Here is a 24,933-nt window from a genome sequence, read left to right as displayed (position 1 = left end):
AGACGAAGGAGCCGCCCGTGCCCGGCCACCGTTCCATCACCGAAGCCGAGAAGCTCGCGGCCGAGAAGCTCGGCGGCTTCCCGATCCGCCGGGAGCAGATGGCGGCCGTGGCCAACATCTACCGGGCCGCCTCCGCGGTGCGCCAGCATCTGGAGAACTCCGTGCTGCGCGGCTCGGACCTGACCTGGACGGCGTTCGTCGTGCTGTGGGTGGTCTGGGTATGGGGCGAGTCGGAGACCCGGCACGTGGCGGAGGAGGCCGGGATCTCCAAGGGCACGCTCACCGGCGTGGCCCGCACCCTGGAGTCGCGCGGGCTGCTCGCCCGGTCCGGGCATCCCACCGACGGGCGGCTGGTGCTGCTGCGCCTGACCGACGAGGGCGAGGAGTTGATGCGGCGGGTGTTCCCGGCGTTCAACGAGGAGGAGGCCTTCGTGACGGCCGGCCTCAGCGACACCGAGTGCCGCTCGCTCGCGGAGGGGCTGCGGCAGGTCGTGCTCCAGGTGGAGGAGCACGGCGAGGACCGCCGCCGCCAGTTGCTGGACGGGGCCGAGCCGGCTCCTCGGCGCAGCGGACGGCGGCCCAAGGCCTGAGTCCGGCCGGGCGGTTCTAGCGGGCCGCCCGGACCAGGGCGTCGAACAGCCCCTGCTGGGCCGGGTCCTGGTGCGCGGTGTCCTCGGGGTGCCACTGGACCGCCGTGAACCAGCCCCGCCCGTCGGCGAGTTCGAGGCCCTCGACCGTCCCGTCCTCGGCGACGGCGGTGACGGTGAGCCCGGTGCCGAGGCGGTCGACGCGCTGGTGGTGGTAGCACGAGGCGTCCGTCTTGTCGGTGCCGGTGGCCGCCTCCAGCCGGGTGCCCGGGGAGACGGTGACCCGGTGGACGACATGGCGGTGCTGCCGGTCCGGGCCGCCCATGTCCTGTTCCAGGGTGCCGCCGAGGGCGACGTTGACGACCTGGAGCCCCCGGCAGACCGCCAGCAGGGGGATGCCGGAGTCCAGGGCGTGGCGGGCGACCCGGAGGTCGAAGGTGTCCTGGAGGTCGTCGACGTCGTAGACCGTGTCGTGGGTGTCGGCGGCGCCGTACCGCTGTGGGGCGAGGCCGCCGCCGCCGGGCAGGAGCACGCCGTCGAAGCGGGCGAGGCGGTCGGCGACCCCGGTGTCGGCGGGGTGGATGCCCGCCGGTTCGCCCCCGGCCCGCCAGACCGCCTCGATCAGTGCGCGGGCGTTGACCTCGGCGGCGTACCGCAGGGCGGAGGTGGTGGCCGCGAAGCGAGCGGGGACGGCGATCAGGGGACGGGTCACAGCTGGATCCAGGTCGTCTTGAGCTCGGTGTACTTCTCCAGCGCGTGGGCGGACTTGTCGCGCCCGTTGCCGGACTGCTTCATGCCGCCGAAGGGCACGGTGAGGTCGCCCTCCTCGTAGCAGTTGACCCAGACCGTGCCGGCCTTCAGGGCGCGGGAGACCCGGTGGGCGGTGGACAGGTCGGAGGTCCACAGGCCGGCGGCGAGGCCGTACTCGGTGGCGTTGGCGAGCCGGACCGCCTCGTCGAGGTCGTCGAAGGCGAGGACCGACAGCACCGGGCCGAAGATCTCCTCGCGGGCGAGCCGGGTGCCGGGGCCGACGTGGTCGAAGACGGTCGGCTCCAGGAAGCTGCCGCCGGTGTCCGCGAGCGTGCGGGAGCCGCCGGTGAGCAGCCGGGCGCCCTCGGTCAGGCCGGTGGCGATGTGGCCCTGGACACGTTCCAGGTGGCTCTCGCCGACGAGGGCGCCCATCTCGGTGGCCGGGTCGAGGGGGTCGCCGACCCTGAGTTCCCTCGCCCGCCGGACGATCGCCTCCGTGACCCGGTCCGCGACCGAGGAGTGCACGAGGAGCCGGGAGGGCGCGGTGCACATCTCGCCCTGGTTGAAGAAGATGCCCCAGGCGGCGGTGGCCGCGGCCCGGTCCAGGTCGGGGGCGTCGGGGAGAATGATGTTGGGTGACTTGCCGCCGAGTTCCAGCCAGACCCTCTTGAGGTTGGAGTCGGCGGAGTGGCGCAGGAAGTGGCGGCCGACGGCGGTGGAGCCGGTGAAGGCGAGGACGTCGACGTCGGGGTGGCGGCCGAGGGCCCGGCCGGCGACCGGGCCGTTGCCGCTCACCACGTTCAGGACGCCCGGGGGCAGCCCGGCCTCGGTGGCGATCCGGCCGAGGAGCAGGGCGGACAGGGGCGAGTTCTCCGACGGCTTGAGGACGACCGTGCAGCCGGCCGCGAGCGCCGGGGCCACCTTCCAGCCGGCCAGCGTCAGCGGGAAGTTCCAGGGGACGACCGCGCCGACCACGCCCGCGGGCTCCCGGGTGACCAGGGCGAGGGCGTCGGGCGCGGTGTGCGGGGACTCGTCGGTGAGCTTGTCGGCGAGCTGGCCGTACCAGCGGAAGGTGTTGATCAGGGCGCGCAGTTCGATGTCGTGGGCGTCCGTGACGGGCTTGCCCATCTCCAGGGTGACGGTGAGGGCGAGCCGTTCCCTCTGTTCCTCAAGGAGTTCGGCGACGCGCAGCAGGACGCGGCCGCGGTCGGCGGGGGCGAGCCGGGGCCAGGGGCCGGAGTCGAAGGCGCGGCGGGCGGCGGCGACGGCGTGGTCGACCTCGGCCTCGCCCGCGTCGGCCACCTCGGTGAGGATCTGTCCGTCGCGGGGCGAGACGACGGCGAAGGCGGCCCCGCCGCCGGGCTCGTCGGTGCCGTCGATGTGGTGGTCCGTGGGCGGTTCGAGGGCCTTGGCCCGGCGCAGGAGGTCGTCGTGGGTGACGTCCAGCATGAGGTTCCTCTTCCGGGGTGTGCGGGGCCCGGGCACGGCCGGGCCCCGCTCGGGCACGTCAGTGGTCGGCGGTCCGGGGGCGGACCAGGCGTGCGGTCGCGGCTCCGAGGAGCAGCACCGCGGGGACGGCCGCGACGAGCCAGGCGGCCGTCGTGGAGTCGCCGCCGATGAGGGTGGTGAAGTTGGCGAGGACCAGCACGATCACCGCGGCCAGGCCCAGGGCGCCGAGGGCGGGCGCGACGAGGGTGTTCCAGGGCCGGGTGTCGAGCCGTTCGCGGCGGAAGAAGACGATCACGGAGATCGAGGTCAGGAAGTACAGGAGCATGCAGGCGAGGACGCCGACGCCGCTGAACCAGGAGAACAGGGTGAGGACGGGGTCCTTGCCCGCGAGGGCGAACGGGACGACGAGGAGTACCGCGATCGCGGTCTGCGCGAAGCCCGCGGCCCAGGGCGACTGCCGACTGTTGAGGGAACGCAGGCGGGACGGCAGCAGGCCCTCGCGGCTGAGGGAGAACAGGTAGCGGTTGGCGGAGTTGTGGAAGGCGAGGATGCCGGCGAAGAGGGAGGTGGCGAGCAGCACGGGCAGCACGTCGTTGACCCAGCCGCCGAACTGGTCGGCGATCGGCGCGAACACGAACACCGTGGAGTCGCCGCCCTCCAGGGCCGCTCCGGCGGCCGCGGTGGCCTTCGAGGCGCCGTAGGAGGAGATGAGCATCCAGGAGGTGAAGGCGAAGAACCCGGTGACGACGGCGACCGACAGGTAGGTGGCCCGGGGGACGGTGCGGTGGGGGTCGCGGGCCTCCTCGCCGTAGATCGCGGTGGCCTCGAAGCCGAACATCGACGCGACGGCGAACATGAGGGCGACGCCGGGTGCTCCGTCCAGCACGGCGCCGGGCGAGAAGGTGTCGGCGAGACCGAGGCCCTCCGGGCCGCCGCCCTTGAACAGGGTGACCAGGGCGAAGGCGAGCAGGATGCTGAACTCGGCGAGCACGAACACGGCGAGCACCTTGGCGCCGAGCTCGATACCGACGGCGCCGAGGGCCTGGACCACGGCCATGGTGATCAGCGACCAGACCCACCAGGCGATCTGCACGTCGGCGTAGTGGGCGACGAGGCCGCTGACGGTGGCGCCGTAGAGGCCGTACATCGCGGCCTGGACCGTGCAGTAGGCGAACAGGGCGACGGCGGCGCTGACGCTGCCGGTGGTGCGGCCGAGCCCCTTGCCGATGTAGGTGTAGAAGGCGCCCGCGTTCACGACGTGCCGCCCCATGGCCACGAAGCCCACCGAGAACAGCAGGATCACCGCGCCGGCGACGGCGTAGGCGGCCGGGGCTCCGGGGCCGTTGCCCATGGCGACGGCGATCGGGACGGCTCCCGCGATGCCGGTGAGCGGCGCCTGGGCGGACAGGACGAAGAAGAGGATGCCCAGGACGCCCAGGGCGTTGCGTTTGAGGGTTGCCGCGGAGCGGGAGCCCTCCCCGGTCTGCGAGGAGGCGTCGACCGTCTGACTGTCCACTCGGATCACCTGCTGAGGGAAAGAGGAGAGATTTCGTTTTGAGCCAAACGAGTTGCCCCATGGTGGGCCGGAACTATCCATCTGGCAAGGGGGTGGGGCGAGGAATTTACGCAGGAGAAACCCCCGCCGCGGGCGCGACGGGGGGCCTGTGAGCGGGCACGCTCAGTCGTCGTCCGCGGACCGCCCCGCGCCCAGTCGGTGCAGCAGGGAGCGCAGCTCGGTGAGGGCCGCCTCGGTGTCCTCGCGGGTGCCGAGGCCGGTCACCTGGTGCAGCACGAGTCCGTCCAGCGCGGCGAAGACCAGCCGGTTCAGGGCCGGGCTCGCGTCACCGGGGAGGATACGGCTCAGCTCGCGCTGCGAGGCGCCGAAGTACTCGTCGTACAGCTCGCGCACCTGGGGCAGCAGTTCGGGCCTGCGGCGGGCCTCCAGGAGCAGCTCGTACTGGTAGGCCTGGCCGTCCGGGTCGCCCTCGACCATGTCGGTGAGGCCGGCGACGAAGTCCTCGGGGCGGCCGGTGCCGGGCTCCAGGAGGCTGCTGCTGAGGCTGGTGCGGATCGCGTAGGCCAGCGACTCCTCGATCAGGGTGTCGCGGGAACCGAAGTGGTGGACCACCAGACCGTGGGTGACGCCCGCCTCCTCGGCGACGGCCCGGTAGGTCAGATGGCGCAGCCCGCGCCGGGCCACCACCCGCACGGCGGCCTTGAGCAGCGCCTCCCGGCCCTCCCCGTAGCCGAGCCGCTTGGTCGGTCGGCGGCCACGGGAGGGTGCCTTCTGCGAGGTCCGGGCCGGTTCGGTCATGCCCGCGACCCTACCCGCCCGCCCCGCGGGGCAGGATTCGCCGCTCACCGCCGAGGCGGCCGGACGCCACGGAACTCCCAGTCCCCGCCCAGCGCGGTGGACAGCACTTCCTCGGACTCGGTGGGCTGCGCGCCGACGTCGGCGCGGACGGCGGTGGGCCCGGTCACGATGTGGTTGGTGAGCCTGCCGAGCCCCTCCACCTCCACCTCGACCACGTCACCCGGCCGCACGGGACGGGAGTTGGCCGGGGTCCCGGAGAGCAGCACGTCACCGGGGTACAGCGTGATGGTGCGGGCGATGTCGGCGACGAGGTAGTGCATGTCCCACTTCATCTCGTCAGTCGAACCGTCCTGCACCACCTGCCCGTTGACATAGGTGCGCAGGGTCTTGCCGCGGAAGTCCCAGTCGGTGACCAGGCCGGGGCCGAGCGGGCACAGGGTGTCGGAGCCCTTGACGCGGAGCATGGACCCGGCGTCGGTGTCGCGGAAGTCGTGCAGGCCGTAGTCGTTGGCGATCGTGTAACCGGCGATGTACTCGCCCGCCTCGGCCGGGGAGACGTTCCGGGCGGTGCGGCCGATGACGATGGCGACCTCGCCCTCGTAGTTGAGCCATTTGCAGCCCTCGGGGCGGACGACCGCGCCCCGGTGGGAGTTGAGGGCGGAGGTCGGCTTGTGGAAGTAGGTCGGGGTGTCGGGGAGGTCGATCCGGAACTCGTCGACGCGGCTGCGGTGGTTGAGGTGGACGGCGATCACCTTCGACGGCACGACCGGCGGAAGGTGCAGCGCCTCGTCGGTCTTGACGCGGCGGCCGTCGCCGGCGACCAGTTCGTCGCCTTCGGCGGTGACCTGGACGGCCGCGCCGTCGAGGAGGATGCGGCGGTACTCGGGCATGGCGGGCCTTCCTAGATACGGCTGTGAGGGGTGCGCGGGGTGTTCGGCAGGCCGGTGCCGGTCCAGCCGCCGGCGGGCCGGTCGAACCAGAGGTGGACCTGGCCGGTGCCGACGGAGTTCTCGTACTCGCCGTACTGGCGGCCCTCGGCCACGCAGGACCGCTCGCCCAGCGCGCCGGCCATCATCAGGTAGTGGAAGAACTTGGCCTCCGGCTTGACCCTCCAGAACTCGTCCATGGTGTCGAGGACCCTGTCGTGCCGGCCCTCCTTGAACCAGGCGATCCGCTCGTGGTCGGCGGCCCGGGCCTCGGGGGTGCGGATGTGCGCGGGGTCGCTGGCCTCGTGGTCGCGCAGTTCGCGCAGCGGCCAGAAGGTGTGCGAGAGGGCGCCGGAGGCGATCACCAGGACCCGGCGGCCGGGGGTGGCGGCGATGCCGTCGGCGAGGGCCCGCCCGAGGCGCAGATGGTCCTCCATGTCACCGGTCTGGCAGACCCCGACGGTCACCCACCGCTTCTCGGGCAGCCCCTCCCCCAGGAACTTCCAGAGGTTGGTGGTGGCGTAATAGATCGGCAGGTACTCGTCGTCGATCGCGGTGATCCAGGTGCCGTGCTTGTCGGCGAACCTCTCGACGTTGCGGGCGAGTTCGGGGTCGCCCGGGAAGTCGTACGGCATCCGGCACATGCCGCGCGGCAGCTCCTCGGAGGTGAACAGCCCGGCGCGGCGCTGCTGGGCGGTGATCACGAACTCGACGGTGGTCGCCCAGTGGGAGTCGAGGACGACGACGGTGTCGTAGTCGTCCTTCTCGAAGACGTCCCGGCGCAGTTCGCGCAGGCCGGTGACGAGGGTGATCTCCTTGCCCTCGTTGAGCTCCAGCCGGTCGGCCTCCGGGAGCACGATGGTGGGGACGTGGGCGAGCAGCCCGGCCCCGACGATCTCACCCATGGTCCTCGAACCCCTTCGGTGCGGTGACGGTGTTCTTCAGGTCGCAGTAGAAGTCGAAGCTCCAGGTACCGCCCTCGCGTCCGACGCCGGAGTGGCGGGAGCCGCCGAAGGGGGCCCTCAGGTCGCGGACGAAGAAGCAGTTGACCCAGACGGTCCCGGCGACGAGCCGGGCGGTGACCCGCTCCGCGCGCTCCCGGTCCCCCGTCGCGACGGTGGCGGCGAGTCCGAAGCGGGTGTCGTTCGCGAGCCGTACGGCCTCCTCCTCGTCGGCGAAGGTCTGGAGTGTCAGGACGGGCCCGAAGACCTCCTCCTGGACGATCTCGGAGTCCTGGGCGACGTCGGTGAGGAGGGTCGGCGCGTAGTACTGGCCGTCACCCCGGTGTCCGCCGACGACAGCGCGGGCTCCCGCTTCCAGGGCACGTCGCACGAACCCGTCGATCTTCTCCAGCTGGCGGGGATGGATATTGGGCCCGATGTCGGTCGACTCGTCGCGTGGGTCCCCCTGCCTGAGCGCGGTCGTCTTGTCGACGAAGCGCTGTGTGAACTCCTCGGCCACGGAGTCCTCGACGAGGATCCGGGTGGCGGCCAGGCAGACCTGACCGGCGTTGTCGTACTGCTCCACGGCGAGGTCGACGGCGAGGTCCAGGTCGGCGTCGGCGAACACCAGCAGCGGGGACTTGCCGCCGAGTTCGAGGCTCAGGGGGGTGAGGCGGGCCGCGGCGGAGGCGGCGATGCGCTGGGCCGTGGGCACGGACCCGGTGAAGCTGATACGCCGCACGTCGGGGTGGGAGGTGAGGGCGTCGCCGATCTCGGATCCGTAGCCCTGGACGACGTTGAGCACTCCGGCGGGCAGCCCGGCCTCGGCGGCGATGTCGGCGAGGAGGGAGGCGGTGAGCGGGGTCCACTCGGCGGGCTTGAGGACCACGGTGTTGCCGGCGGCGAGCGCCGGGGCGACCTTCCAGGTGGCCAGCATCAGCGGCGCGTTCCACGGCGTGATCAGCACGCTGGGTCCGGCCGGGTCCCAGCTGACGTGGTTGGCGTGGCCGCGCGTCTCGAAGTCCTCGTGGGCCAGCGTCAGCAACCGGTCGGCGAAGAAACGGAAGTTGTGGGCGACCCGGGGCATGACACCGCGCCGGTGGGAGCGCAGCAGGGCGCCGTTGTCGGTGGTCTCGACGATGGCGAGCTCCTCGATCCGCTTCTCGACGCCGTCGGCGACGGCGTGCAGGAGGCGGGCGCGCTCGGCCCGGGAGGTCGCGGCCCAGGCGGGGAACGCGGCCTTCGCGGCGGCGACGGCCGCGGCGGCCTCGACGGGTGTGCCGCGCGAGATCTCGCCGATGACGGCGCCGTCGATGGGCGAGACATCGGTGAACGTCCTGGCGGAGGCGACGCGTTCACCGCCGATCCAGTGCCGGGTGTCGACGGTCACCCCGGCGACCGTGAGGGTGTGTTCGGTCATGTCCGGTCTCCAAGTCCTGCGATGCGTACGGGGGTCACTGGGCACCCGAGGTGCCGGACTCCAGCAGCCGGCCGCCGTCCCAGACGACACCCACCTGCCGGTAGTACGCGGCGATCGGCTCATGGATCTCCAGCCGGGCCAGCTCCTCGGTGGGCGCCTCGAACAACTCCAACTCGGCCTCCCCCACCCAGGGTTGCCCGCCTTCGAAGGAGGCCGCCCCCGACTCGATCAGCTCGTCGAGGGCCAGCCCCTTGCCCTTCTCGATGGAGGGCAGCCACCGGTGATGGGCCATCGGGTGCGCGTTCACGAAGCCGTTCGACCCGGCGGGCTCCCGCAGGGTCACCACGGCCTGCGCGAGTCGCCGGTCCGCCGCCGCCAGCGTCGCCCCGAACCGGGCCCCCGCCTCGATCCGCGGAGCGGGCCCGTACGGATGCGGCCGCGTCTGGTGGATGGACCCGAGCTTCTTCGGATACCCCTGGTGCAGCCCGCGCGCGATGGCGAAGTCCTTGTCGACCCAGATGTACACGCACCGTGTGTAGGTCTGTCCCCGGTACTTGCACCGGACGACCGCGAAGGCCTCCTTGTACTGGGCGAGCACGGGGTCGAGCAGCTCCGCACCCGACTGTGAGCAGGACTGCCAGTCGGCCCAGATCAGGGCGACCGCGCCGGGGTCCTCGTCGGCCAACTCCAGGGGCTCGGGGAGGAGTTCACGGACCCGCGCGGGATCGGTGCGGTACTCGACGGTGAGCAGGTCGCCGGAGTAGCGCCACGGCGGCGCGGGGATCAGCGACGAGGCACCGCTCGCCGTCTTGGGGGTGAAGTAGCCGCGGAGAGCGGACATGGCGGGGTTCCTTACGCGGTGAGGGCGGGCTGCTTGAGCAGTTCGGCGCGGTAGCGGGCGGCGGAGGCGGCGACGGCCTGGCCGCCGAGCGCCACGACACCGACGAGCCGGCCGCCGTGGTGGTATCCGACGAGCACGTCACCGTCCGGGTCGCCGTCGAGGACCCGGACGTCGTCCCGGCCGAGCAGGGGCGCCCCGAAGGACTGGAGCCGGAACTCGTGCTGGTCGCTCCAGAAGGTGGGCAGCGGCGCGAAGGCCGCCGGCTCGCCCTCGGCACCGGCGAGATGGGCCACCAGGGCGCGCGCCGCGTGCTTGGCGGTGTCGGTCGGGATGGACCAGTGCTCGACGCGGCGCGGTACGCCGTCGTAGCGGGCGTTGGGGAAGCGGGCCACGTCGCCGACCGCGACGACCTCGGGCCGGCCGCCGACCCGCAGCAGTTCGTCGGTCAGCACGCCGTCGCTCAGGTCGAGTCCGTTGCCGTCGAGCCACTCGGTGTTGGCGACCGAGCCGACCGACTCCACGACCACGTCGGCGGGCAGCACGGTCCCGTCCGCGAGCGCGACTCCGGTGACCCGGTCCTCGCCGGTGAATCCGGCCACGCCGGTGCCGAGCGCGAAGCGCACTCCGCGTGCCTCGTGCCGCTTCAGCAGGGCCCGGGCCAGCAGTTCGCCGAGGGGGCCGACCATCGGCAGGGGCAGCGGGTCGACGACGGTGACCTCCCGGACGCCGAGTCCCACGGCGGTCGCGGCGACCTCGCAGCCGATGAAGCCCGCTCCGACCACGACGACCCGGGCTGCGGGCCTGGTCAGAGCGGCGCGCAGGCCCTGGGCGTCGGTGAGGGTGCGGACCGTGTGACGTCCCTGGACCGGGCCCGGGCAGGACAGGCGCCGGGGGCGCATCCCGGTGGCGACGACGAGTCCGTCGTACGACAGTGTCGAGCCGTCGTCGAGGGAGACGGTCCGTTCGGCGAGCCGGGCTCCGACCGCCTTCACGCCGAGCCGCCAGTCGACGTCGGCCACGCTCGCCTTGGGGCGGAAGGCCAGTGACGCGAAGGGTGCCTTGCCGGCCAGGACCTCCTTGGAGAGCGGCGGCCGGTTGTACGGCATGTGGGGCTCGTCGCCGACGACGGTGATCGTGCCGCTCCAGCCCGCCGCGCGCAGCTGCTCGGCGGCGCGCAGACCGGCCATGGAGGCGCCGGCCACGAGGACGCGTGCGGACGGCACGGCCTCAGGCCTCGATCCGGATGGCCTGGAGCGGGCAGACGTCGGCCGCTTCCTCGACCTCGTCGAGCAGGGACTCGTCGGGGGCGGACACGTATGCCAGGTGTCCCGCGTCGTCCATGGAGAACACGTCGGGGGCCGCGAAGACGCACTGGCCGTGGTCCTGGCATTTGTTCATGTCGACGACGACCTTCATGGCCGGTCCTCCTGAGGGAGCGGGAGCGAAGGGGAAGTGGGGCCCGGCCGCGGACGGCCGGGCCCCGGCCAAAGGGGCACGGGAACCGCACCCCCAACTCGTTTGGCTTCAAACAAGGTAGGCAGACGCCACCCCCTGGTCAATAGCTATCCGTATGGATAAATTCTTTTCGCCGACCCCTTGCGGCGAGGCGCACCCCTCCATACCGTTTGGCTTCAAACAACAGGCCGTGGGCCGTCTCTCGCACAGCGCCCCGGATCCCTTTCGTCACGCCACCCGCCTCCCGGACCCGCCTCCCGGAGGTGTCCCGACGTCCGCCCGAGGAGACAACGGTGAGCGATCAAGACCTGTCAGAAGTCCGCCGCCACATGGACCGGCTCGCCGCCGACGGCATCGATGTCGTCCGGGTGACGTATCCCGACCTCATCGGCACGGACCGGGCCCGCGACGTACTGCTGGAGGAGCTCCCCCGCGCCGTGGAACACGGGCTGGCCTTCTGCCGGGCCGTCTACCACACCAGTCCGCAGGGCGATGTGGTGCCGGTGAGCGGCGGCCTGGACGCCGGTCTGCCGGACATCTGCGTACGGCCGGACCTCACCACCCTGGTCGCCCTGCCCTGGGAGCCGGGGGTCGCCGCCTGTCTCGCGGACGTGGTCGACCCGGCGACGGGAGCCCCGGCGCCCGAGTCGCCGCGCGACCTGCTGCGGTCGGTGCTCGCTCGGTGCGAGGAGCACGGTCTGAGCCCGGTGGTGGGGCCCGAGCTGGAGTACTTCCTGTGCGACCGCGACCCGTCCGGCGGCTGGCGGCGCTACGGCGCCGACCCGGGCGTCGTCTACACGGCAGGCCTGCGCGCGGACCCCGACAACCATCTCCTGCGCACCCTGCGCCACGTCAGGAGTCTCGGTCTCGGGGTGCTCAGCGGGAACCACGAGTTCGACGGCGGGCAGTTCGAGATCAACCTGCTGCACTCCGAGGCCCTGTCGGCGGCCGACCGGGCGTTCCGCTTCAAGGCGGCGATCAAGGAGCTAGCCCGGCGGGAGGGCAGGCTCGCCACCTTCATGGCGAAGCCCTTCAACGACGCGGGCGGCTCCGGCTTCCATCTGCACCTGTCCTGCACCGGCCCGGAGGACCGCAACGCCTTCGACGACCCGTCCGGCGCCCACGGCCTGTCGGACACCGCGCGGCACGCGGTCGCGGGGGTCCTGGCCCACGCGCCCGCCCTGGCCGCGCTGCTCAACCCGACGATCAACTCCTACAAACGCTTCGGCCCCGACACCCTCGCGCCCTGGCTCATCGACTGGGGCATGGACAACCGCAGCGCGATGGTCCGCATCCCGCCCGAGCGGGGCTCAGGGACCCGGCTCGAACTGCGTCTCGGCGACGCGAGCGCCAACCCCTACCTGGCGATCGCCGCGACCGCCGCCGCCGCGCTGCTCGGCGACCTGGCCGGCGAGGAGCCGCCCGCCCCGCTGGAGGGCTACGGCTACGACACCGCCAAGGCGGCCGTGCTGCCGACGGACCTGTCCGCCGCGCTGGACGCGCTGGAGGCCGACACCGACCTCGCCGACCTGCTCGGCAAGGACTTCACCAGCTCCTACCTCTCGTACAAGCGCAACGAGGTCGAACGCTTCCAACGGCACGTCACCGACTGGGAGTTCACCGAGTACGCCTACCACCTGTGAAGGGCCCCCGATGACGACAGCCACCACCACCGAGCCCATGCGCCTGGCCGACGTCGACCTCGCGAACCTCGACCACTTCACCGACGGCATCACCCCCTGGCGGATGTTCCACACCCTGCGCCACGAGGCCCCGGTGCACTGGCAGCCCGAGGAGGCGCCCAACTCCGGTTTCTGGGCGGTGACCCGGCACGCGGACATCGCGCGCGTCGACCGGGACGCGGAGACGTTCACCTCGACCCGGTTCGTGAACCTGGAGGAGGTCGACGAGGACCAGATCAGCAAACGCGCCTCGATCCTGGAGCTGGACGGCGTCCGTCACCGCGCCCTGCGCAGCGTGATCCAGCGCCAGTTCGGGGCCGGGGTCATCAACAGCTACACGGACTTCCTGCGCGGGCTGACCGCCAGGACCCTGGACGCGGCCCTGGCGAAGGGCAGTTTCGACTTCGTCAAGGAGGTCTCCGCCGACTTCCCCATCAACGTCCTCGCACGTCTGCTCGACGTGCCGCCGGAGGACAACCAGCAGTTGATCGACTGGGGCAACCGCATCATCGGCAACACCGACCCCGACTACGCCGACGTCCTGCTGCACAGCGCGGAGAGCGAGAAGTACCGCGACCTGCCGTTCCGCTCCCCGGCCTCGCTCGAAGTCTTCGAGTACGGACGGGAGTTGGCCCGGCAGCGGCGCGGCGGCGAGGGCACCGACCTGGTCTCCAAGCTGGTCAACACCACCCCGCGCGACGGAATCCCGCTCTCCCCGCAGGACTTCGACAACTACTTCCTGCTCCTGGTGGTGGCGGGCAACGAGACCACCCGGCACACCATCACCCACTCGATGCTGGCCCTCCTCCAGCACCCCGAGCAGCTCGCCCGCCTCAGGGACGATCCGTCCCTGATCCCCACGGCGGTCGAGGAGTTCCTGCGCTGGGCCTCCCCCGTCTACCACTTCCGGCGCACCGCGACCCGGGACGTGGAACTCGGCGGCAAGCAGGTCAGGGAGGGCGACAAGGTCGTCATGTGGTACGCCTCCGGCAACCGGGACGAGGAGGTCTTCGGCAATCCGTACGACTTCGACGTGGCCCGGCAGCACAACGACCACGTGACCTTCGGCAAGGGCAGCCCGCACCTGTGCCTGGGCAACCTGCTGGCCCGCACCGAGATCCGCATCATGTTCGAGGAGCTGATCCCCCGGCTCGCCAGCATCCGGCTGACCGGTGAAGTCCCGCGCGTGCGCTCGAACTTCGTCAACGGCATCAAGAGGCTGCCGGTGGAAGTGACGCTCGCCTGATCCGCCCCAACAGGAACAGCACCGGGCCCGCCGTCCTCCGCACGGAGGACGGCGGGCCTCGCCGTGGAGGCCGACCGGGCACTATCGGCCGATGTTGTGCACATTATTGACGCTCGCCATAAATACGCCTAGCTTCACGGTGCCGGTCACTCCGGTCACGGCAACAACGGCCTGCGCCCAAGGGAGCCCACGTCTCGTGAAGCACCGCATCCGCACCCGTACGCTCGTCACCGCGGCGGCCCTGCTGCTCGCCGCCCCCGTCGCACCCGCCGCCCATGCCACCGGGGCCGCCCATGTGGAGGGCACGCTGCCGTCGGGCGCGGCCTACCTCATGGACGTACCGGCCGGCTGGAACGGCACGGTCCTGCTCTACAGCCACGGCTACACACCGGCCGGCGCCCCCAACCCGGCGCGCAACGCGCCCGACGACACCACCAAGTCACTGCTGCTGGCCCGGGGTTACGCGCTCATCGGCTCCTCGTACGCCACCAACGGCTGGGCGGTGACGGAGGCGGTGCCCGACCAGCTCGCCACCCTCGACGCGTTCACCGCCCGCTTCGGCCGGGCCGGACGCACGATCGCCTGGGGCACCTCGTACGGCGGCCTGGTCACCACCGCCCTCGCGGAGCGCCACGCCTCCCGCGTCGCCGGCTCGCTGTCCATGTGCGGGCTCGTGCAGGGCGGGGTCGCCAACTGGAACAGCACCCTGGACCCGGTCTTCGCGCTCAGGACGCTGCTCGCGCCCGGCTCCCAGATCCCCCTGACGGACCTGCCGAGTCCCGCCGCGGCGAGCGCCGCGTCGGACGCCATGACGACGACGGTCACCTCGGCCCAGTCGTCCGCCGACGGCCGGGCCCGTATCGCGCTCGCCGCGGCCCTGCACAACATCCCCGGCTGGAACGACCCTTCACAGCCCCGGCCCGCGCCCACCGACTGGGACGCCCAGCAGGCCGGGCAGTTCCAGGCCGTGATCGGGCTGGTGCAGTTCCCCGCCTTCGTCTGGCGCCAGGAGGCCGAGTCCCGCGCGGGCGGCAACATGTCGTGGAACACCGGGGTCGACTACGGCCGGATGCTGCGCAACTCCCCCTATCTCAAAGAGGTCGAGGAGCTGTACAAGAAGGCCGGGCTGTCCCTCAGGACCGACCTCGCCGCCCTCAACCGCGCCCCGCGCACCCACGCCGACAGCGAGGCCGTGGCGTGGATGAGCCGTACGAGTTCCTTCACCGGGCGCCTCACCAAACCCCAGTTGGACATCCACACCACCGGCGACGCGCTGATCCCGGTGCAGGCGGAGAGCGCGTACCGGCGGGCGGCCACCGCCGCGGGCTCGGCGGCGCTGCTGCGTCAGCGGTACGTCGAGAACGCGGGCCACTGCACGTTCAGCCCCGGCGAGCAGATCGCCGCCCTGCACACCCTGGAGGACCGGATCACGACGGGCCGTTGGCTGGGAAGCGACCCCGCCGCCCTCAACTCCCGTGCCACGAAGGCGGACCAGTCGTCGGCCGCGCGCTACGTCCCCTACGCCCCCGCGGCCTACCCGCGCCCGTACGACCGGGCCCACCCGTCCGACCGGGCCCACCCGTCGGACGGGCACCGGAAGTAGCCGGTCACGGCTCCGAGGTCTCGGACTCCAGCGCGGTCCGGGTCGCCTTGCCGTAGACGCCCGAGGTGTCCTGGAGCACGAAGCGGGTGACCTGGTAGGTGCGGACGGCGCTCTCGACCTCCCGGTCGAAGTCGCCGTCGGCGTCGCCGTCGTAGAACCCGACCTGCTTCAGGCGGAGTTGGAGTTCGACGACCTCGGCGCCCTGGTCGCCGAGGCTGAGGACGGGGGCCTCGCCGCCCGAGGCGCTGGGTCCCGGGGCGACCGTGGCCGTGGCGGCGGCGCTGGACGGAAAGCCGGTCGGCGTGGCGGTGTCGCTGGGCGAGGCCGTGGCGTCGGTCGGGCCGGCGGTCGCCGACGAGGTGGGCGATGCGGACGGACCCGTCGGGGTCGCCGCGGGAGAAGGGGTCGCGGACGAGGAGCCGCTCGACGCAGGCGGCTCCTCCGGTACGCCCGCGCGTACGCCGCCGGCCACGGAATCATCCCGGGAGGGGCCGTCGTAGGAGAAGATCCCGCCGACGAATCCGCCCGTCACCAGGACCGCGGCGGCGGCTCCCGCACCGGCGAGCAGGACCGTCCGGCGCTTGCGGCGGTCCGGGCCGTCGTCGCGGGGACCCTCTTCGGACAACTCGTCGTCCGGTGCGGGCGCGGGCGGTTCCGGGACTGCCGGGAAATCGCTCAAGTCCGTGCCGGACATGGGTGGTTGGGGCTCGCCCGTCGCTTCCGGGGGCTCCTCGCCGACCTCCACGAACGGCCGGATCCGGACCGGGTCGAAGTCCTCCGCGGCGGCCGCCTCGGCCGTACGGGCCTCCAGGTGCGCCTCGGCGGCGCGGTGCGCGCAGGAGCAGGAGGGAGTGCCGTCCGTCGCCCTGGGCGCCCCGCACTCCGGGCAGACGAGGACTGGTGGTTCACTCACGCGCGTTCCCTCTCCGTACGATCTTCATATCGTAGACAGTTCTCCCGCGCAGAAATTCCACAAGTCTTATTGATGCGGAGCGTCTGCATCCGCAGAGCCGAGATTCGGCCACCGCGCGTGAAGCAGAGGTGAACGGTGACGGGCACCGGGTCCCAACACCGGGTCATCCGACGGGCAGTTGATGCTCCGAGACGGCGACAACATGGGGTAACCGGCGGTAACTTCTGTCCCGCCCACACCATTCACCCGCGCCCCTCCCCCAGGAGACACTCCCCATGCGCAGACTCTTCGCCTGTCTGGCGGCCGGTGCCGCCGTCCTCGGCGGACTCGCCGTGGCCGCCCCGCCCGCCGCGGCCGCCGACTCGGGCAGCTTCAACGTCCTCAGCTACAACGTGGCCGGACTGCCCGAGGCCCTCTCCAGCGCGCCGACGCCCCGCGAGTCGAGCACCACGGCGATCGGCCAGCGGATAGCGCCGTACGATATCGTGAACGTCCAGGAGGACTTCAACTACCACGCCTACCTCTACGCGGCCGACACCAACCACGCCTACCGCACCCCCACCAGCGGCGGCGCCGGGATCGGCAGCGGGCTGAACACGCTGTCGAAGATCGCGTACGACGAGGACGACTTCGAGCGGGTGCGCTGGAACTCGTGCCAGATCGACTCGGGTGACTGCCTCACCCCCAAGGGCTTCACCTTCATGCGCGAGCGTCTCGCCGAGGGGGTGTACGTCGACTTCTACAACCTGCACACCAACGCGGGCACCAACGACGGGGACCTCGCCTCGCGCGCGGACAACCTCAACCAGCTGACCGCGTTCATCGCCTCGCACTCCGCGGGCAACGCGGTCGTGGTCATGGGCGACACCAACACCCGGTACACGCGCTCCGGCGACACCATCGCGGAGTTCGCCGCGGCCAACGGCCTCACCGACCCCTGGGTCCAGCTGATCCGCGGCGGCAGCGCGCCCGCCAAGGGCAGTGACGCGCTGGTCTGCGACCAGACCGGGACGACCGTCCCCAACACCTGCGAGGTCGTCGACAAGGTCCTCTACCGCAGCAGCAAGCTGGTCTCGCTCAACGCCACGTCGTACAACAACGAGCACTCCAAGTTCCTCACCAGCGACAACCTGATGCTCTCCGACCACGACCCGATCACCGTCGGCTTCACGTGGTCGCGCAACTCCGCCTACCAGCTGAGCGACCAGTTCGGCGGTCCGCACGGCGACTACTTCAACGACATCACCGGCGTCTCCGCGGGCGCCCGCGCCACGACCATCAGTCTGCGGGCCGGTTCCCGGGTCGACCAGATGAGCGTGACCCTGGCAGGCGGCACCACGCTCACGCACGGCGGGACCGGCGGCACGGCGTCCTCGCTGACGCTGGGCAGCGGTGAGTACGTGACCTCGGCGAACCTCTGCCAGGGCGTGAAGGACGGCAACACCCGGATCTTCTACGCCAAGTTCACGACCAACCTGGGCCGCACCCTGGCCGGCGGCACCACCACCTCGGACTGCGTGACCCGCACGGCGCCGAGCGGCTGGCAGATCGCCGGGTTCCACGGCCGCTCGGGCGACGAGGTCGACAAGATCGGCTTCATCTACACCCAGCGCTGACCCACCCGCCCCGGGGCGCGCTCGCGCGCCCCGGGTGCACAGGAATCACAAAGGTGCGGCAGGACGATTGACGCGCTCATGGCCAGGCCCTACTTTCTGATCGATTTACCGAACTCCGTTCGAAATATCGGTCATTGAGGTGTCCCCCGCACGTCACCTGGAGAACAAGATGAGCGCGAACCCCCATCTGTCCCGTCGCGGCCTTCTGGGCATGAGCGCCGCCGTGCCGCTCGCCCTGACCCTCGGCGCGGGCACCGCGCACGCCGCCGACTCGGCGTACGCGATGGTCTACTTCACCGAGTCGACCAACCTCGGCGACGGCACCGACTACGGTCTCCACCTCGCCGTCAGCCCCGACGGGCTCAACTGGACGCCGCTCAACCAGAACAACCCGCTCGTCACCCCCACCGCGGGCGCCCTCGGTCTGCGCGACCCGTTCCTGATGCGCAAGCAGGACGGCACGTTCGTGGTGCTGGCCACCGACCTCAAGGGCACCGACTGGAGCTACAACAGCCAGTACATCCACGTCTGGGACTCCGCCGACCTGCGCACCCTCACCGGCTACCGGCGCCTGAAGCTGCACGACATGACCACGCACAGCTGGGCGCCTGAGGCGTTCTGGGACGCGGGCCGGGGCCAGTACGCGGTGATCTACTCCGCGGTCAACAGCAGCGGCCACAACGTGATCATGGTCAACTACACCAGTGACTTCGTCACGGCCTCGGCACCGCAGGTCTTCTTCGACCCCGGGTACGACGTGATCGACGGCGACATGGCCGTGGGGGTCAGCGGCTACAACTACCTCTTCTTCAAGAAGAACCAGACCCTGGTGTCCGCGCGCTCCACCTCGCTCGACCCGGGCAGCTTCACCGAGTTCAGCGCGGGCGTGGCGCACGGCGGCACCGAGGCGCCGACCGTCGTGAAGTCCCTGACGTCGAACACCTGGTGGCTGTGGGGAGACACGTACACGCCCAACGGCGTCTTCTACGCCTGGCAGTCGAGCAGCCCGGCCACGGGCTCGTGGACGGCCCTGGACCAGCGGACCTACACCCAGCCGCTCAACTCCAAGCACTGCGGTATCGCGACGATCACCACGGCCGAGTACAACAACCTGCTCACCAAGTGGGGCGCACCGGCCTGGAACCGGCTCAAGTCCTACAACTATCCGGCCCGTTACGTCCGCCACTCCAACTACACGGGCCGTATCGACGAGTACCCGGTCGAGCCGTACAAGGACTCGCTGTGGACCCTCGTCCCCGGTCTCGCCGACGGCTCCGGGGTGTCGTTCCGGTCGGTCAACTACCCCGACCGCTATCTGCGGCACTACAACTACGCGCTCCAGCTGGACGTGAACGACGGCACGTCGACGTTCGCCGGTGACGCGACCTTCTACCGCACGGCGGGCCTCGCGGACGCGAGCTGGACGTCGTTCCGGTCCTACAACAACCCGACGCGCTACATCCGGCACTCCAACTACGTCCTGCGCATCGACCCGATCTCCACCACCACGGAGCAGCAGGACGCCACATTCCGAGTGGGTTACTGATTTCTCCGAAAAGCCCCCCTCGCGGTCCGTGTCGCATACGCTCCAGACCTTCTTCACGAGACCTTCACAGGGGGGCATTTCCATGCGCAGAGGACACATAGCCGCGCTCGCGGCCGCGGGTGCGCTGACCGCGCTGACCGCCGTTCCGGCCCACGCCACCGAGTACTCGTCGGCGCTGAAGATCAAGGGCGTGCAGTACGACGCCCCCGGCCGGGACTCCAACAGCTGCTCCACCGGCAACACCGACGAGGAGTACCTGACGATCAAGAACTACTCGCGGACCGCGACGGTGAACCTGAAGGGGTATGTCGTCAGGGACTCCACCAGCACCAACAAGTTCACGTTCACGAAGAACCACACGCTCCAGCCCGGCGACTACGTCAAGCTGCGCGGCGGCCGCGGCACCGACTCCGACGCGAACAACGTCGTCTACCGCAACAACTGCAATTTCATCTGGAACAACGACAAGGACACGATCCGCCTCTACAAGCCCTCGGGCGCGTATGCCGACACCCACGCGTACACCGCGCGCACCAACGACCGGGACGGCAACGGGTACATCACGTACCACGGCTGAGCAGGTCGCGTCCGCTCACCACAGACAGCGCGGCGGTCAGCGCGACGAGGGCCGCCGCCTGGGTCAGGACGCCGACGCGGAGCGAGCCGGGCAGGACGTCGAGCCACGGGTAGACGGCGGTGATCCGCACCGCCAGCAGGAGCAGGCCCAGTGCCGCGAGGGCGGCGGCCTCTCCGGGGGCGGGGACCCGGCTGCCGCCGCGGGCCCAGTGGACCAGCCAGGCGAGGGCCGCCACCAGGTAGCACGTGACGAGCGCCCAGACGGTGTCGGCCCCGTCGGGCAGGGCCACCACCGAACCGCCCATCAGCACACAGCAGGCGGCGAGGACCAGTCCGGGCGTGCCCGCGGGGAGAGCCGCCGGGGGTGCGTCCTGGTGGTGGGCCGCGCACAGCGCCAGCGCCGACGACCAGGCCAGCACGGCGGCCGCGACGGCGTAGGCGGAGTCCGAGGGGGCGAAGTCGAGGGCCCAGAGTTCGGCCAGCGGCCAGAGCGTGGGCAGGGCCGCGACCAGGGCGGACACCTGGGCGAGGCGGCGGCGGTCGCGCAGGAGGGCGAAGTAGGCGACCGGCCACAGCAGCGGCAGGAACCACTGGGCGACCGCGCCGATGCCGTGCCCCACGCCGTGGCCGGTGAAGCCGTCCGTGAACATCTCCCACTGGCTCCCGCCCCGGGTCGACGCCCAGGTCAGCCCCAGCACCCGGTCGACCAGCGCGGACGCGGCCTGGAGCAGGACGGCGAACAGGGCGAAGAGCCGGACGGCCGAGCCGAGCACCGCGTACCGGCGGGGCGCGCCGACCGCGCCAAGCCTGCTGCGCACGGCCAGGGCGGCGACGCTCGCGACCTCGCCGAGGGTGGGCCGGCTCTGCTCCTGGGTCTCCTGGTCGATGTCCCAGAGGTAGGTCTCGACCATCTCCTCCTCGCGCTCCCGGCGGTAGTAGGCGGGAAGCAGGCGCAGTACGGCCCGGTAGCGGGTCTCGAGCAGGGTCGTCATGCCAGGCCTCCGGCGAGTCCGGGCCCCGCGGCGGGGCGGCCGGTGGTTCCAGGGGTACCGGTGGTTCCAGGGGTACCGGTAGTTCCGGGGTCGCGGCGCCCTTCGGCGATGCGCTTCTTCGCGGCGCTGGCGCCGGCGGCCAGGCGCTCCGCCTCGGCGTCCAGTGCCTGGGTGCCCTCGTCGGTGAGGCGGTAGTAGCGCCTGAGCCGACCCTGCTGGACCTCCTCGCGGTCCAGCACGATCAGTCTGTCGGCGGTGAGCCGGTCGAGCACGCCGTACAGGGTGCCGACGCGCATCTGCACGGTGCCCTCGGAGAGTTCCTCGACCTCGCGCAGGATGCCGTAGCCGTGCCGCGGCTGATCGGCGAGAGCGGTCAGTACGAAGAACGCCGCCTGTGTCATGTTCCTGGGTGCCATGGAACCAGAATATATCGGCTCCCGATATATTCAGCGAGCCGAAACGCGGAACAGGGCAGACACGGCGAACAGGGCCCGCCCCAATGCGGATGGTGGGCGGGCCCTGTTCGAGAGGTCATTGTGGCGTGCGGGGTGCCGACCGGGCACGAGTGAACGACGGCTGCTCGGTGTGGAGCGCACGCGCCCCGTGTGCGCGGGGCCCCGGCCGGGTAGGTAGGCCGGAGCCTCGTGTCCGTCGTCTACGGGCGTGGCGCCGCCGGTGCCGTACGCCGGTGGCCGTCCGCCTGCCGGACCCCGCCTGGTCCCGGCCGGTCGGCGGTGACGATACTTGGCCGTGACACCCACCCCTTCTCGCAGATGGACCCATGTCAAGCACTCGCACGGCAGACTCCACGGCACCTTCCACCGTCTGGCTGGCCCGCGGCCGCCACCTCGGATCCGACGCGGCGGACGTCCTGCGCCGAAGTCTGGGCCGGCTCAAGGAGAGCGGGGGCATCGACGACTTCCAGGAGTCGCCCGGCGCCGAGGAGGCGCCGGAGCAGGTCTTCGAGGCCCGCTGGCGGGTCGCCGACGAGGTGACCGTACGGGCCCGGCTGACGCTCTCCCCCCTGTCGAGCGGCGGGCAGGAGTGGGTGCTGGCGGCCGAGGCCGAGCAGCCCTGGGATCTGCGGTGGCCGTCGCCCGCGACCATGTACTGGCCGGATGACGCGGACGTGTTCTGGGACCGTGACGCGGCCACGGGGCTGCGGCTGCGGGACCTGAGCGTGCTGCCCGAGGAGGACAAGGACATCCGGCGGCTGCTGCGGCAGGCCGTGCGCGGCAGTTGGGCCGTGCATGTCGTCGTCCACGAGGCCATGACCACGGATCAGCGCGGGCGCCGTCCGCTGGCGGGGATGCTGCCGCCGAGCCTGCGGCACCGGGTGGTCGAGCACCGGGCGCAGCCGCATCAGCTGCGGGTGCTGAACTGGGCCCTGAAGGACTTCGGCGTGGAGGTGCCGCGCGGCGGTGCGGTGGTGCTGCCCGGGACTCCGGTGCCGCCCGGGTACGACGGCCAGGACTTCTCCGTGCGCAGCGTCTTCCTCGACGGCTCCGAGCCGGCCGAGCTGATCGCGACCGTGACGCGGTACGCCTCGATGCCCAAGCCGCTGCCGGAGGGCGGCCGGGACGCCGTCACCGCGCTGCGGGAGCAGTGGCAGCTGCTGACGACGCAGGAGGAACTGGCCCGGGCGCGCGAGCTGGTGACGATGTACGCCGAGGCGCTGGAGGCCATGACGAAGTCCCGGGACCTGTACCGGGAGGCCGCCGAGCGGGCCAACGAGGCCCTGACGATCTACCGCGAGAACGCCCCGGCGCCCGAGCCCTCGGCCGACCCGCAGACGGGCTCGCCGTTGCAGCAGCTGACCCGGACGTTCGGCCGCTGGAAGGGCACGCTGCGTCCGGCTCCTCGCGACGAGCACCCGGACTCCGGCCCGGAACCCGGCACGGACTCCGGCACGGACCAGAAGACCGGCTGAAGAGCGGCAAGCGGTCGGCGTCGGCCGTGAGAGGCGGGGCGCGTGCGGTGGTGGCGCGGGCGCAGCGCCCGTCGCTCCAGTCGGACGGTTCGCCGATCGTGGCGCGCACAGCCGTAACCCGTGGCCCCCGGCAGATACCGGGGGCCACGGGCAGGTACGGCCCGGCGCCGGGAGTCGGTCCGTCGCCGGGCCCTTCTCGGTTCTGTCTCTCCGGTACCGCACGCGGCCGTTCGCCCGGGCGGTCGGATCAGGGGCCGCTGCTGACGCCCCGCCGGCGGGTCAGCCCGCCTCGCGGATCGCCTCCGCCATCGGGCGCTGGGCCAGCACGGTCGCCGGTGACGGTGAGGCCAGATGGACGACGAGGGCAGTGAGCGCGATCAGGGCCGCGCACACGGCCGCCGTGCCGGCGAGCCAGGCCGGGGCGAGCGGGAGGTCCAGGGCCCGGGAGAGGGTCGCCGAGTGGAAGCGGCCGTCGAAGAGCTGGCCCGCGGCGACCCCGGCCGGCACGACGACCGCCAGGGCGAGCACCGGGACGAAGGGCCGGATCATGAGCAGCAGGCCGAGCAGGGCGCACACGGCCGACACGCCGAGCGCCAGGCCGTAGACCCGCAGGGCCGCGCCGTCGCGGTGCGCCGGGAAGCACAGCAGGCCGCAGACCAGCAGGGCCAGTGCCGCGAGGCGGCTCGGCCAGGCGGGCTTGCGCGCGGGTCGCGGCCGCCTCGGTGCGGCCAGGGGCAGCGGCGGGGCCATGAGCAGGCCCGTCGCCCGGAGCGTCTCCTCGGGAGGGCTCTGCTCCTGGTACAGCGACCGCGGGGGCTGCGGGGGCCGTTCGACCGCCAGCCGCCCGATCAGCTCGACGAGCTCCTCCACCGGACGGCCGGTGGCGGCTGCGCGCACCGCCTCCTGGCCGCAGTGGGGTTCCACCTCGGACCGGTTGAGCAGGGCCACCAGCCGGGTGACGTCCTCCACGGGGCGGGACTCGGCCGCGGCCCGGATCGCCTCGTCAGCGCTCTCCGGGTCTCTGGGCGGCCGGGTCAGCAGGGCGACCAGCCGGGTGACGTCCTCCACCGACCGGTCCACGCCGATCGCCCGGAGGGCCGCGGCGGTTGCCTGCGCGTACTGAGGCGACTGTTCCAGGAGGGTGATGAGGTGGACGACGTCCTCGAGAGGACGGTCGGCCACGGCTGCGCGCACCAGGTCGCCGACGGGATCGCCGTACGACGGTTCGATCGGTATGCCGGGTTCGTTCGGGTGAGCTGCTGACGGGCCGGTGGTCATGCTCTGCTCCAGACAAAGAGTGCGGCCGCTCCCACGTGCCCCCGTCGTGCGACCGCGACATTGAGGTGAACCATTCGTAAGCGGGTGCGCGACGGCGTGCCACTCGGATGAGCCACGTGTGTGAGTGCCGCCCCGGCGAGCCATAGGGCGGCCGGATGCGGGAATCCGTCAGACAGCGCGCCGTACGGCGCCCGGAGGAGGAGGTCGGCCCGTGGATTCGACCACAGCACTGATCGTCGTCGCCGCGGTGCTCGCGGCGCTGGCGCTGGCGGTGGCCGTGGGAGCCCTGGTGCGCCTGGTACGGACCCGACGCGGCCTGCGGCGGGCGGGACTTCCCACCGGGCCCCGCTGGGTCTTCTGGGGTGCGGTCCTGTACTTCGTGCTGCCCACCGATCTGGTGCCGGACCCGGTGTATCTCGACGACATCGGTGTCCTGCTGCTCGCCCTGCGCACCATGCGCGGGTCCGCCGCCGACCGGGCCGCGCTGCGGCTCCCGGAGGGGGACCGGGAGACCTCGCGCCGCCGATGACTACGCAGCGTAAGGAAACCAATCACTCGTTCGATTCGTATAAGTCTCTGGAAGCCGAAGGAAGTCGGCTGACCTGACGGCGTCGTGGGGTGACGGCCGTCCGGGAGAGGCAGTACCGGCGAGGGAGAGACGATGCAACCGTTCGCGCTCAACTACGCACGTCCGGCAGCGACGTTGGAGGCGACCACTCCGTACGTCTACGACTCCGGGCGGCAGTTGAACGTGCTCATGGACGGCCGGGTCGCGGCCCGCGACCACGCCCTGATGAGGGAACTGGGGACCACGACCTCCACGGCGGGCTCCAAGACTCACTTCGACGACTGAACACAGGCCGACAAC

The 24,933-nt window shown here is 71.7% G+C and carries 24 protein-coding genes; 10 read left to right on the top strand and 14 right to left on the bottom strand.

Translation table 11 applies throughout. The features are described 5' to 3' along the window. Positions 1–17 precede the first annotated feature (17 nt). On the top strand, positions 18–590 hold the full coding sequence (locus tag G3I78_RS32155) for a MarR family transcriptional regulator (protein ID WP_164431058.1): 573 nt from the start codon (positions 18–20) through the stop codon (positions 588–590). Between the two features lie 16 nt (positions 591–606). Here G3I78_RS32155 and G3I78_RS32150 read toward each other — a convergent pair whose 3' ends face one another. The 10 genes from G3I78_RS32150 to G3I78_RS32105 form a co-directional block, all read right to left on the bottom strand. Continuing rightward, positions 607–1,299: a gamma-glutamyl-gamma-aminobutyrate hydrolase family protein gene (locus G3I78_RS32150; RefSeq protein WP_164431056.1), complete on the bottom strand. Its 693-nt coding sequence runs from the start codon at positions 1,297–1,299 to the stop codon at positions 607–609. After that, positions 1,296–2,786 carry an aldehyde dehydrogenase gene (locus tag G3I78_RS32145; RefSeq protein WP_164431054.1) on the bottom strand — a complete coding sequence of 497 codons (1,491 nt, stop codon included), beginning with the start codon at positions 2,784–2,786 and terminating at the stop codon, positions 1,296–1,298. Before G3I78_RS32145 ends, G3I78_RS32150 begins: the two co-directional genes overlap by 4 nt. 58 nt (positions 2,787–2,844) lie before the next feature. Further along, positions 2,845–4,302, bottom strand: coding sequence for an APC family permease (locus G3I78_RS32140; protein ID WP_164431052.1), 1,458 nt, complete (start codon positions 4,300–4,302; stop codon positions 2,845–2,847). A gap of 162 nt (positions 4,303–4,464) precedes the next feature. After that, positions 4,465–5,100, bottom strand: a complete 636-nt coding sequence (locus G3I78_RS32135; protein WP_164431050.1) for a TetR family transcriptional regulator — start codon at positions 5,098–5,100, stop codon at positions 4,465–4,467. Positions 5,101–5,144: 44 nt separating this feature from the next. After that, the gene (locus tag G3I78_RS32130; protein ID WP_164431048.1) at positions 5,145–5,990 is read right to left on the bottom strand and encodes a fumarylacetoacetate hydrolase family protein; all 846 of its coding nucleotides are present in this window, start codon (positions 5,988–5,990) and stop codon (positions 5,145–5,147) included. Positions 5,991–6,001: 11 nt separating this feature from the next. Then, positions 6,002–6,931 (bottom strand): 3,4-dihydroxyphenylacetate 2,3-dioxygenase, encoded by a 930-nt coding sequence (locus G3I78_RS32125; protein ID WP_164431046.1) that lies wholly within the window; start codon positions 6,929–6,931, stop codon positions 6,002–6,004. Continuing rightward, complete coding sequence (locus G3I78_RS32120; RefSeq protein ID WP_164431044.1) at positions 6,924–8,387, bottom strand: aldehyde dehydrogenase; 1,464 nt, start codon at positions 8,385–8,387, stop codon at positions 6,924–6,926. Before G3I78_RS32120 ends, G3I78_RS32125 begins: the two co-directional genes overlap by 8 nt. 34 nt (positions 8,388–8,421) lie before the next feature. Further along, positions 8,422–9,228, bottom strand: a complete 807-nt coding sequence (locus G3I78_RS32115) for an acetoacetate decarboxylase family protein (RefSeq protein WP_164431042.1) — start codon at positions 9,226–9,228, stop codon at positions 8,422–8,424. Between the two features lie 11 nt (positions 9,229–9,239). Further along, a complete protein-coding gene (locus G3I78_RS32110) occupies positions 9,240–10,451 on the bottom strand; it encodes an FAD-dependent oxidoreductase (RefSeq protein WP_343243901.1) in 1,212 nt (403 codons plus the stop codon). A gap of 4 nt (positions 10,452–10,455) precedes the next feature. Next, positions 10,456–10,644, bottom strand: coding sequence for a ferredoxin (locus tag G3I78_RS32105; protein ID WP_164431040.1), 189 nt, complete (start codon positions 10,642–10,644; stop codon positions 10,456–10,458). A gap of 332 nt (positions 10,645–10,976) precedes the next feature. Between G3I78_RS32105 and G3I78_RS32100 the strand changes: the two genes are divergently transcribed. The 3 genes from G3I78_RS32100 (at position 10,977) to G3I78_RS32090 (ending at position 15,214) form a co-directional block, all read left to right on the top strand. Beyond that, the gene (locus G3I78_RS32100; RefSeq protein ID WP_164431037.1) at positions 10,977–12,326 is read left to right on the top strand and encodes a glutamine synthetase family protein; all 1,350 of its coding nucleotides are present in this window, start codon (positions 10,977–10,979) and stop codon (positions 12,324–12,326) included. A 10-nt stretch (positions 12,327–12,336) separates the two neighbouring features. After that, positions 12,337–13,611: a cytochrome P450 gene (locus G3I78_RS32095; RefSeq protein WP_164431035.1), complete on the top strand. Its 1,275-nt coding sequence runs from the start codon at positions 12,337–12,339 to the stop codon at positions 13,609–13,611. Between the two features lie 196 nt (positions 13,612–13,807). Then, a complete protein-coding gene (locus G3I78_RS32090) occupies positions 13,808–15,214 on the top strand; it encodes a hypothetical protein (protein WP_164431033.1) in 1,407 nt (468 codons plus the stop codon). A 4-nt stretch (positions 15,215–15,218) separates the two neighbouring features. On the opposite strand, the gene G3I78_RS32085 is transcribed toward G3I78_RS32090, so the two are convergent. Then, on the bottom strand, positions 15,219–16,127 hold the full coding sequence (locus G3I78_RS32085; RefSeq protein ID WP_164431031.1) for a peptidoglycan-binding domain-containing protein: 909 nt from the start codon (positions 16,125–16,127) through the stop codon (positions 15,219–15,221). Between the two features lie 275 nt (positions 16,128–16,402). On the opposite strand from G3I78_RS32085, the gene G3I78_RS32080 reads away from it, so the two are divergent. The 3 genes from G3I78_RS32080 to G3I78_RS32070 all read left to right on the top strand — a co-directional run bounded on the left by G3I78_RS32080 (position 16,403) and on the right by G3I78_RS32070 (position 19,866). Continuing rightward, a complete protein-coding gene (locus tag G3I78_RS32080; RefSeq protein ID WP_164431029.1) occupies positions 16,403–17,743 on the top strand; it encodes a jacalin-like lectin in 1,341 nt (446 codons plus the stop codon). A gap of 169 nt (positions 17,744–17,912) precedes the next feature. Next, the gene (locus tag G3I78_RS32075) at positions 17,913–19,289 is read left to right on the top strand and encodes a glycoside hydrolase family 43 protein (protein ID WP_164431027.1); all 1,377 of its coding nucleotides are present in this window, start codon (positions 17,913–17,915) and stop codon (positions 19,287–19,289) included. A gap of 82 nt (positions 19,290–19,371) precedes the next feature. Beyond that, positions 19,372–19,866 carry a lamin tail domain-containing protein gene (locus G3I78_RS32070; RefSeq protein ID WP_164431025.1) on the top strand — a complete coding sequence of 165 codons (495 nt, stop codon included), beginning with the start codon at positions 19,372–19,374 and terminating at the stop codon, positions 19,864–19,866. Here G3I78_RS32070 and G3I78_RS32065 read toward each other — a convergent pair. Further along, positions 19,850–20,857, bottom strand: a complete 1,008-nt coding sequence (locus tag G3I78_RS32065) for a hypothetical protein (RefSeq protein WP_164431022.1) — start codon at positions 20,855–20,857, stop codon at positions 19,850–19,852. The two genes, G3I78_RS32070 and G3I78_RS32065, sit on opposite strands and share 17 nt — an antisense overlap. Beyond that, entirely contained in the window at positions 20,854–21,258 is a 405-nt protein-coding gene (locus G3I78_RS32060) for a PadR family transcriptional regulator (protein WP_164431246.1), read from the bottom strand. Before G3I78_RS32060 ends, G3I78_RS32065 begins: the two co-directional genes overlap by 4 nt. Before the next feature lie 380 nt (positions 21,259–21,638). Here G3I78_RS32060 and G3I78_RS32055 point away from each other — a divergent pair, with 380 nt between their 5' ends. Next, the gene (locus G3I78_RS32055; protein WP_164431020.1) at positions 21,639–22,787 is read left to right on the top strand and encodes a hypothetical protein; all 1,149 of its coding nucleotides are present in this window, start codon (positions 21,639–21,641) and stop codon (positions 22,785–22,787) included. Between the two features lie 279 nt (positions 22,788–23,066). Here G3I78_RS32055 and G3I78_RS32050 read toward each other — a convergent pair whose 3' ends face one another. Beyond that, positions 23,067–24,065: a hypothetical protein gene (locus G3I78_RS32050; RefSeq protein WP_203615800.1), complete on the bottom strand. Its 999-nt coding sequence runs from the start codon at positions 24,063–24,065 to the stop codon at positions 23,067–23,069. Positions 24,066–24,276: 211 nt separating this feature from the next. Here G3I78_RS32050 and G3I78_RS32045 point away from each other — a divergent pair, with 211 nt between their 5' ends. Both G3I78_RS32045 and tgmA read left to right on the top strand, forming a co-directional pair. Further along, complete coding sequence (locus G3I78_RS32045; protein ID WP_164431018.1) at positions 24,277–24,594, top strand: YkvA family protein; 318 nt, start codon at positions 24,277–24,279, stop codon at positions 24,592–24,594. A 132-nt stretch (positions 24,595–24,726) separates the two neighbouring features. Next, positions 24,727–24,918, top strand: a complete 192-nt coding sequence (gene tgmA / locus G3I78_RS32040; protein WP_164431016.1) for a putative ATP-grasp-modified RiPP — start codon at positions 24,727–24,729, stop codon at positions 24,916–24,918. The last annotated feature ends 15 nt before the right edge of the window (positions 24,919–24,933 follow it).

It is taken from the genome of Streptomyces sp. SID13726 (assembly GCF_010548375.1).
Classification (GTDB): domain Bacteria; phylum Actinomycetota; class Actinomycetes; order Streptomycetales; family Streptomycetaceae; genus Streptomyces.
Note: the sequence above shows the minus strand (reverse complement) of the source record. Positions and strands in the feature narration are given on the sequence as shown.

Bases quoted from the DNA above. Each gene is read 5' to 3' on its own strand.
- G3I78_RS32145 (WP_164431054.1), bottom strand. From the start codon at position 2,786: ATGCTGGACGTCACCCACGACGACCTCCTGCGCCGGGCCAAGGCCCTC.
- G3I78_RS32135 (WP_164431050.1), bottom strand. From the start codon at position 5,100: ATGACCGAACCGGCCCGGACCTCGCAGAAGGCACCCTCCCGTGGCCGC.
- G3I78_RS32130 (WP_164431048.1), bottom strand. From the start codon at position 5,990: ATGCCCGAGTACCGCCGCATCCTCCTCGACGGCGCGGCCGTCCAGGTC.
- G3I78_RS32125 (WP_164431046.1), bottom strand. From the start codon at position 6,931: ATGGGTGAGATCGTCGGGGCCGGGCTGCTCGCCCACGTCCCCACCATC.
- G3I78_RS32120 (WP_164431044.1), bottom strand. From the start codon at position 8,387: ATGACCGAACACACCCTCACGGTCGCCGGGGTGACCGTCGACACCCGG.
- G3I78_RS32115 (WP_164431042.1), bottom strand. From the start codon at position 9,228: ATGTCCGCTCTCCGCGGCTACTTCACCCCCAAGACGGCGAGCGGTGCC.
- G3I78_RS32105 (WP_164431040.1), bottom strand. From the start codon at position 10,644: ATGAAGGTCGTCGTCGACATGAACAAATGCCAGGACCACGGCCAGTGC.
- G3I78_RS32095 (WP_164431035.1), top strand. From the start codon at position 12,337: ATGACGACAGCCACCACCACCGAGCCCATGCGCCTGGCCGACGTCGAC.
- G3I78_RS32080 (WP_164431029.1), top strand. From the start codon at position 16,403: ATGCGCAGACTCTTCGCCTGTCTGGCGGCCGGTGCCGCCGTCCTCGGC.
- G3I78_RS32075 (WP_164431027.1), top strand. From the start codon at position 17,913: ATGAGCGCGAACCCCCATCTGTCCCGTCGCGGCCTTCTGGGCATGAGC.
- G3I78_RS32070 (WP_164431025.1), top strand. From the start codon at position 19,372: ATGCGCAGAGGACACATAGCCGCGCTCGCGGCCGCGGGTGCGCTGACC.
- G3I78_RS32065 (WP_164431022.1), bottom strand. From the start codon at position 20,857: ATGACGACCCTGCTCGAGACCCGCTACCGGGCCGTACTGCGCCTGCTT.
- G3I78_RS32060 (WP_164431246.1), bottom strand. From the start codon at position 21,258: ATGACACAGGCGGCGTTCTTCGTACTGACCGCTCTCGCCGATCAGCCG.
- G3I78_RS32055 (WP_164431020.1), top strand. From the start codon at position 21,639: ATGTCAAGCACTCGCACGGCAGACTCCACGGCACCTTCCACCGTCTGG.
- G3I78_RS32050 (WP_203615800.1), bottom strand. From the start codon at position 24,065: ATGACCACCGGCCCGTCAGCAGCTCACCCGAACGAACCCGGCATACCG.
- tgmA (WP_164431016.1), top strand. From the start codon at position 24,727: ATGCAACCGTTCGCGCTCAACTACGCACGTCCGGCAGCGACGTTGGAG.